The organism is Leuconostoc pseudomesenteroides KCTC 3652, assembly GCF_014634745.1.
GTDB classification, from domain to species: Bacteria; Bacillota; Bacilli; order Lactobacillales; family Lactobacillaceae; genus Leuconostoc; species Leuconostoc pseudomesenteroides.
The window spans coordinates 21589-27631 of record NZ_BMBP01000013.1 but is presented as its reverse complement, the minus strand read 5'-3'; the positions used below and the strand labels follow the sequence as shown (position 1 = coordinate 27631).

The 6043-nt window shown below is 41.5% G+C and carries 6 protein-coding genes; 1 reads left to right on the top strand and 5 read right to left on the bottom strand.

All coding sequences use genetic code 11. The annotated features are described in order from the left end of the window. Nucleotides 1-174: 174 nt before the first annotated feature. Genes IEU65_RS09840 through menB form a run of 3 tightly spaced genes read right to left on the bottom strand, consistent with a single transcriptional unit; the run spans nucleotide 175 to nucleotide 3027 of the window. Complete coding sequence (locus IEU65_RS09840) at nucleotides 175-1359, bottom strand: pyridoxal phosphate-dependent aminotransferase (RefSeq protein ID WP_010275880.1); 1185 nt, start codon at nucleotides 1357-1359, stop codon at nucleotides 175-177. A 14-nt stretch (nucleotides 1360-1373) separates the two neighbouring features. Next, on the bottom strand, nucleotides 1374-2165 hold the full coding sequence (locus IEU65_RS09835; RefSeq protein ID WP_010275883.1) for a carbon-nitrogen family hydrolase: 792 nt from the start codon (nucleotides 2163-2165) through the stop codon (nucleotides 1374-1376). A 28-nt stretch (nucleotides 2166-2193) separates the two neighbouring features. After that, on the bottom strand, nucleotides 2194-3027 hold the full coding sequence (menB, locus tag IEU65_RS09830; protein WP_010275888.1) for a 1,4-dihydroxy-2-naphthoyl-CoA synthase: 834 nt from the start codon (nucleotides 3025-3027) through the stop codon (nucleotides 2194-2196). Nucleotides 3028-3061: 34 nt separating this feature from the next. Here menB and IEU65_RS09825 point away from each other — a divergent pair, with 34 nt between their 5' ends. Next, on the top strand, nucleotides 3062-3436 hold the full coding sequence (locus tag IEU65_RS09825) for a PaaI family thioesterase (RefSeq protein WP_010275891.1): 375 nt from the start codon (nucleotides 3062-3064) through the stop codon (nucleotides 3434-3436). A 63-nt stretch (nucleotides 3437-3499) separates the two neighbouring features. Here IEU65_RS09825 and asp3 read toward each other — a convergent pair whose 3' ends face one another. Both asp3 and asp2 read right to left on the bottom strand, forming a co-directional pair. After that, nucleotides 3500-4522 carry an accessory Sec system protein Asp3 gene (gene asp3 / locus IEU65_RS09820; protein ID WP_010275895.1) on the bottom strand — a complete coding sequence of 341 codons (1023 nt, stop codon included), beginning with the start codon at nucleotides 4520-4522 and terminating at the stop codon, nucleotides 3500-3502. Continuing rightward, nucleotides 4522-6042, bottom strand: coding sequence for an accessory Sec system protein Asp2 (gene asp2 / locus IEU65_RS09815; protein ID WP_010275899.1), 1521 nt, complete (start codon nucleotides 6040-6042; stop codon nucleotides 4522-4524). The genes asp3 and asp2 overlap by 1 nt, the downstream gene beginning before the upstream one ends. Between the last annotated feature and the right edge of the window lies 1 nt (nucleotide 6043).

The window sequence follows — 6043 nt, the reverse complement described above, 5'->3', positions numbered from 1 at the left end:
CTTGAGACAACTATATTATCTTATCACCTTTCGCTCGCCTTGTCAACTACTTCTTTCGTTGACTTTTTTTCGCTCGCGTCGGTGCCTCTTAGACAACTATTAAAACTATACGCTCTTTTTTCCCTTTGTCAATACCTTTTTGAGGTTTATTTAATTATTTTTTCAATAAGTCCATTACTGTCTAAAAATAGCCAATTGACTAATTCGTTCAGCGGCTTCTACTAAGCGCTCCGCTTCAACTGTCAAGCCCACACGGACGTAGCCTTCGCCACCATCACCAAATCCAGATGCATCTGCAACAGCGACATTAGCTTCTTCCAGTAATAGATCTGCAAACGAACTTGACGTATAACCCTCAGGTACTGGCATTAAAACATAAAAAGCACCTTTAGGTACATAGGGGGTCCAGCCAAATCTGGTCACTGCTGCAACAAATTCATCCCGTCGCTTCTCATATAAAGCAACTAAGTTCGAGACCGATTCTTGACGGGCTGTTTGATTTGCCAATGCTTCAATCGCTGCATCTTGTACCGCTGGAAAAAGTGATACAAATAAATGGTCTTGAATCAGATTAAGTGCTTCAATCATCTCAGCATTACCTACTGCAAACCCAACACGCCAACCAGCCATATTAAAGGTTTTTGAAAATGTATATGTTTCAATTCCCACTGATTTAGCGCCTTTTGTTTGCAAAAATGACAATGGCTTTTGACCGTCAAATCCAATAGCGCCATAGGCAAAGTCTGATACAATGCCAACTTGCTTTTCTTCAGCAAAAGCGACCGTATCAGTATAAAACTTGGCCGTTGCAACCGCCCCTGTCGGATTGTTTGGATAGTTTAAATAAAGAAACTTCGCCTCTTCAGCTATTTTATCATCAATATCATGATAGTCAATCAAAAAGTCATTCTCTCGCTTGAGCGTAACAGATTCATATCTTACTCGTCCCAGCGCTGCCCCTGACAGATAATCTGGGTATCCTGGATTAGGTAACAAGAGCAATTCTCCCGGATTCATTAATGCCCAAGGTAATTCGACCAAACCAATTTTTGATCCAGCTAAAATGGCTACTTCCGTGTACGGATCGATGGTGACACCATATTCATCCTGATAAAACTGGGCAATTGCTTCCTTGAAGCGCAGTTCGCCACGAAAAAGCGAATACTTATGATCAGCTGGCTTTGCTGTTGCATCCTGCATCGCTTTGACAATATAATCCGGCGTGGGTTGATCTGGGTTACCTTGTCCCAAATTGATGACATCATACCCTGCCGCAATTTTTGCGTTTACTTTTGCCACTAATGAGGCAAAAAATTGTTTTGGAAGCGTTTTTAGTAAGTCAGATTCTTCAAAATGCATTTTCTTTACCTCGCTTAACGGTATAAATCAGGACGACGGTCGCTAAAAACCGGTATCTGGCCACGGATTGCTGTTTCATCAGCAATATCTATGTCAGCTATGACTAACATATCATCAGCATCCGTGCCTTGCGCTACAATGTTGCCCAATGGGTCAATTACTAGTGAACGACCACCAAAAGTATTGTCTCGGTCACTACCAACACGATTTGCAGCAACAACAAACGCTTGATTTTCAATTGCGCGTGCTTGTAATAAAATTTGCCACTGCGCAATACGTTGTATTGGCCATTCTGCTGACACATACAAAATTGCTTGTGGACCGCTTGACATCATGGTCCGTACCCATTCTGGAAAACGAATATCGTAACAAATCACACCAGCTGACAAGACACCTGCCAATCCGAATGTATTCGGTTGGCTACCTGCAGCAATATATTTTTCTTCGTTCATTAAGCCAAATAAATGCGCCTTATCATAACGTGAGACTTGTTGCCCTAACTGATTAAAGACAAACATTGTGTTGAAAAATCGCCCATCACGCATTGTTGCAACCGAACCACCAACAATATTGAGTTGATATGTTTTGGCTAATCTGGCTAATAAATGACGACTCCGTTCGCCGTCATTGTCTGCTAGTTGCGGCAAATCAGTCAGTGCATAACCAGTGTTCCACATTTCAGGGTAAATTAAAATATCTGCCCCTGCCTCAGAAGCTTTCTGAGCGTATTTTGCCACGGTTTGTTCATTTACCTCAGGTTGTCCTAAAGCAATATTCATTTGTGCAATAGCAACTTTTAACGTCATAACAGCTCATTTCTCAGTGACAGTTAGATTAAGGAAACTTAGGATATTGATCAAAATCTGGATCGCGCTTTTCTTTAAATGAATCACGACCTTCTTTGGCTTCATCTGTGGTGTAGTACAACATTGTTGCATCTCCAGCAAATTGTTGCAAGCCAGCTAAACCATCCGTATCTGCGTTCATAGCCGCTTTAATAAAGCGCAAGGCAGTTGGTGATTTTGTCAGCATTTCATCAGCCCATTCAATTGTCGCTGTTTCAACTTCTGCCAAAGGGACAACACGATTAATCCAGTTCATCTGATAAGCTTCTTGCGCAGAATAGAAATGGTTCAAAAACCACACTTCTTTTGCGCGCTTATGACCAATAACACGCGCCAAATAACCTGAACCATATCCAGCGTCAAATGAGCCGACCATCGGACCAGTTTGTCCAAATTTTGCATTGTCAGCGGCAATTGTAAGATCCGCAACCAACTGCAAAATATTACCGCCACCAACAGACCACCCTTTGACCATAGCAATAATTGGTTTTGGAATAATTCGCATGAGACGTTGCAAATCAAGTACGTTAAGACGTGGAATACCATCAGCCCCAACGTAACCACCATTGCCACGCACTTTTTGATTACCACCAGAAGAAAACGCTTGATCGCCAGCTCCTGTCAAAATTATAACGCCTATTTCAGCGTTGTCACGAGCTAATGTAAAGGCATCAATCATATCTGAAACCATGCCAGGTGTAAACGCATTATGAGTTGACACGTCATTCATTGTGATTTTGGCAATTTTACCAGGTTTCTTACCATCTGTGTTTTTTTCAAACAAGATTTCGTCGTATGTTTTGATAGCTTTCCAAGTTGTCATTTGTTATACTCCATTCAGAAGGGAAATTAGTTATATGAATATTATAGAACTTTTAGGCCTAAAAACCACATTATTAGCTGCAGAAAAAACAATTGTTGAAGTTGACGTCACCGATAAGCTGATGCAACCCTTTGGCATTGTTCATGGCGGTATCAACGCCCTCTTAGCCGAAACAGCTGCCTCATTAGGCGCTAATGAAGCTAATGACGACAGTCAGATACCTGTTGGTGTTGATATCCAAGTTGCGCATTTAAAGGCCGTCTCGCAAGGTCATTTAATTGCAACGGCCACGCCACTATCAGTTGGTCGTACGTTGCAAGTATGGGATGTTAAGATTCGTGAAAGTATCAAAAATGAGCTAACCAGTACTGCCACTGTAACGCTGATCAATAAATCCCGACCTGTTTAAAAAGTCAGTTGTATTTAACCTATGCTGGAAATCTTTCAGTCTAGGTCAAACACAACTGACTTTTTATTTAGTGAACCATTGCGCTAATTTATTGACTTTAGGTTGGCGAGCAGCAATTTCAGCCGCACGGGCCAGTTCTTCATCAGTCAATGTTTCATAAGGTAACATCTCTAAGCGCTCATATTTTGGTCGATTCACAACCAGACGTGCAATATAGTTTGGGGCAATTGGATTGCCTAACGCGCGTACACCGTCAATCGTTCGTGTAATGGCCCAACCAGTAATACCGGGATCAAGTTGCACATCATCAGTGATAATGGCCGTACTACCTTTGATGATTTGCTGATAGTACAAGGCCGCATAGCTTGAAACGGGACCGTACCCGACAAATTCAATATTACGAGCATGTACGTCGCGGCGTGCATTTTTAAAGGCAGCCATCAGGCTGTCTTGCCGATAAAAACCAGCTTGTAAATGGTCACTTGTGACAAATAAAACCCCTTGCTGTGTCACTTTAATTTTGTCTGTCATGTAATCAGTTACTGCCGCTTCCGGCTCTGAAAAAATAACACGCAATGTTTTACTGACAATTTTAGCTGGCTTTTGTAAATTTGTATACACACCGGGCGCAATTTCTTGATCGTTTTCACTTAAAACACCCGTCATTTTTTCTCTAAGCAAAAAATCATGAAAAACAAAGTTGCCTGTACCTGCAGATACCAGATCGACGGTATAAAAATGATACTGATCCGGTACTTCAATCGTCAACTGTTCCGCATTTTTACTAAATGTCTTAATGACCTGAAATTGTTCATCAAAAAAAGTGATACTTAGATAGGCAAACATGCGCTCACTCATGTCAATATGACGGATTACTTCATAAGTTTTTCCTTGCTGTAATCGTGGTAAATCCGCTATCGGTTTGTCATTTAAATCATGACGTTGTGACTGCCAACGAGCAATAATGTGGCCACTTGGCAAAAAATAGTGTTCATAGAACACCTCATTCAATGCTCGAAAATCAACTGTTGCCCCTTGTAGTGCCAGTAATTGTGTTTGCGGTTGCCAATAAATTTGATATTGCATTATTCGTCCTCCGCTAGCCGATTGTCTCGCAATTGCGTCAACTGTGTCATCATAAAGTCAACCATTTCATCAATCTTTTCATTATGATAACCCGCTTCAACCTGATGCGTTAATAAGGCATGATGTGTGTCAAGATAATCAAGTAATTCAGGTAAGCTGTCGCCATCATAATTATCTTGTGCCATCGTCAGTAACGCTACTGTTGTAGTTGACCAGTCCACAGTGCTAATATGTCGCCAAAGCTTCTGATTCAGAGCTTCAGTATCATTTGGTCGCACGTATCCTGTCAAGTGACGTCGAACATCTAATGTCCAGTCTTGATTGTATTGATGAGCAAATTCTGCATCAGCAGTTAATGTGCCTAAATTAATAATTGGTTTAGCTAACACCAGTGCACCGGGTTTAATATCCCCAGCATAATACATCGCTGGGTAACTGCCCATTGAATATCCTGTCAAAATGACATCTTGTGATGTTAAATTAAGTTCCGCCATCGCCCGTTTAATGATGTCAATCACTGTTTGTTCATAGGCTGGCGACCCAACATCAAATGCACCACCTTGCATACGAGCATCTGTAAACAGCAAATACGGAACACCTAATTGATTAAAAGCTGATGCCATCTCAAAACCATCGACATGTAATCGTGCCCCTGAAAAGTTGACCACTAATGGTTTAGGCAACGTCCCTGGATTGAAATAAGATAATACTTCCTCGTCTTCTGATGTTAATTGCCACTGACCACCAGGTAATAAATGTCCCAAACCGTGACGAGAACGACGCTGGTGAACAACATGAAGCGTTAACTGTCCTTTGCCACTGCCTAAAACAATTATTTGATAGCTGTCATAATCAGCAGGCGCTTGAACCTGCGTCATTCGCCGCAAAGCATCCCCTTTAATCATGTCTTGCTTCAAAATGTCACCATCGCGATAAAAGATGAATAGCAAAGCTGCAGCGGCTGTCCCCGTTTGACGATAATCTAGCCAAATTTCGTTGGTTTGATTAGCAATGAAGTCTGTTGTAAGTGTCTGTAATGTTCCAATTTGTTGCCATTCTGAGCCAAAATCACCGTCGAAGCGCGCCAAAAAGCGACCCATACGACTAAAATGAATGCCACTTGGTACTGTTGGTAAAAACTGTGTTTCGCTAAAACGTGTCGAAAATCCCTGTTGCCCACCATAGAGGTCGGTTAAAATACGCTTTGACACGGACTCTGGTGTTGTTTCACTAATCGCAAAAGCACGTCGCTCATTTAATATTGTTTGAAATTCAGGAGCAATCTGGGTAGCAAAATAAATCACCCGAAATGCTGGCCACTCCTGAATCTGACTAGATAATAAAGAACTTTCTAACACATCATCAGTCAACACAACATAAGTTTGTTCAAGGATATAAGGGTCCTTTTGTGTCGCTAAAAAAGTAGGCAAATCAAAAATAGACGTGTAGTGCCAATCTAATGGTGCAGTAATTTCTGGCGTCCAATCGATGGCGCCAATTTGTAAAATAGATGTTGTCATA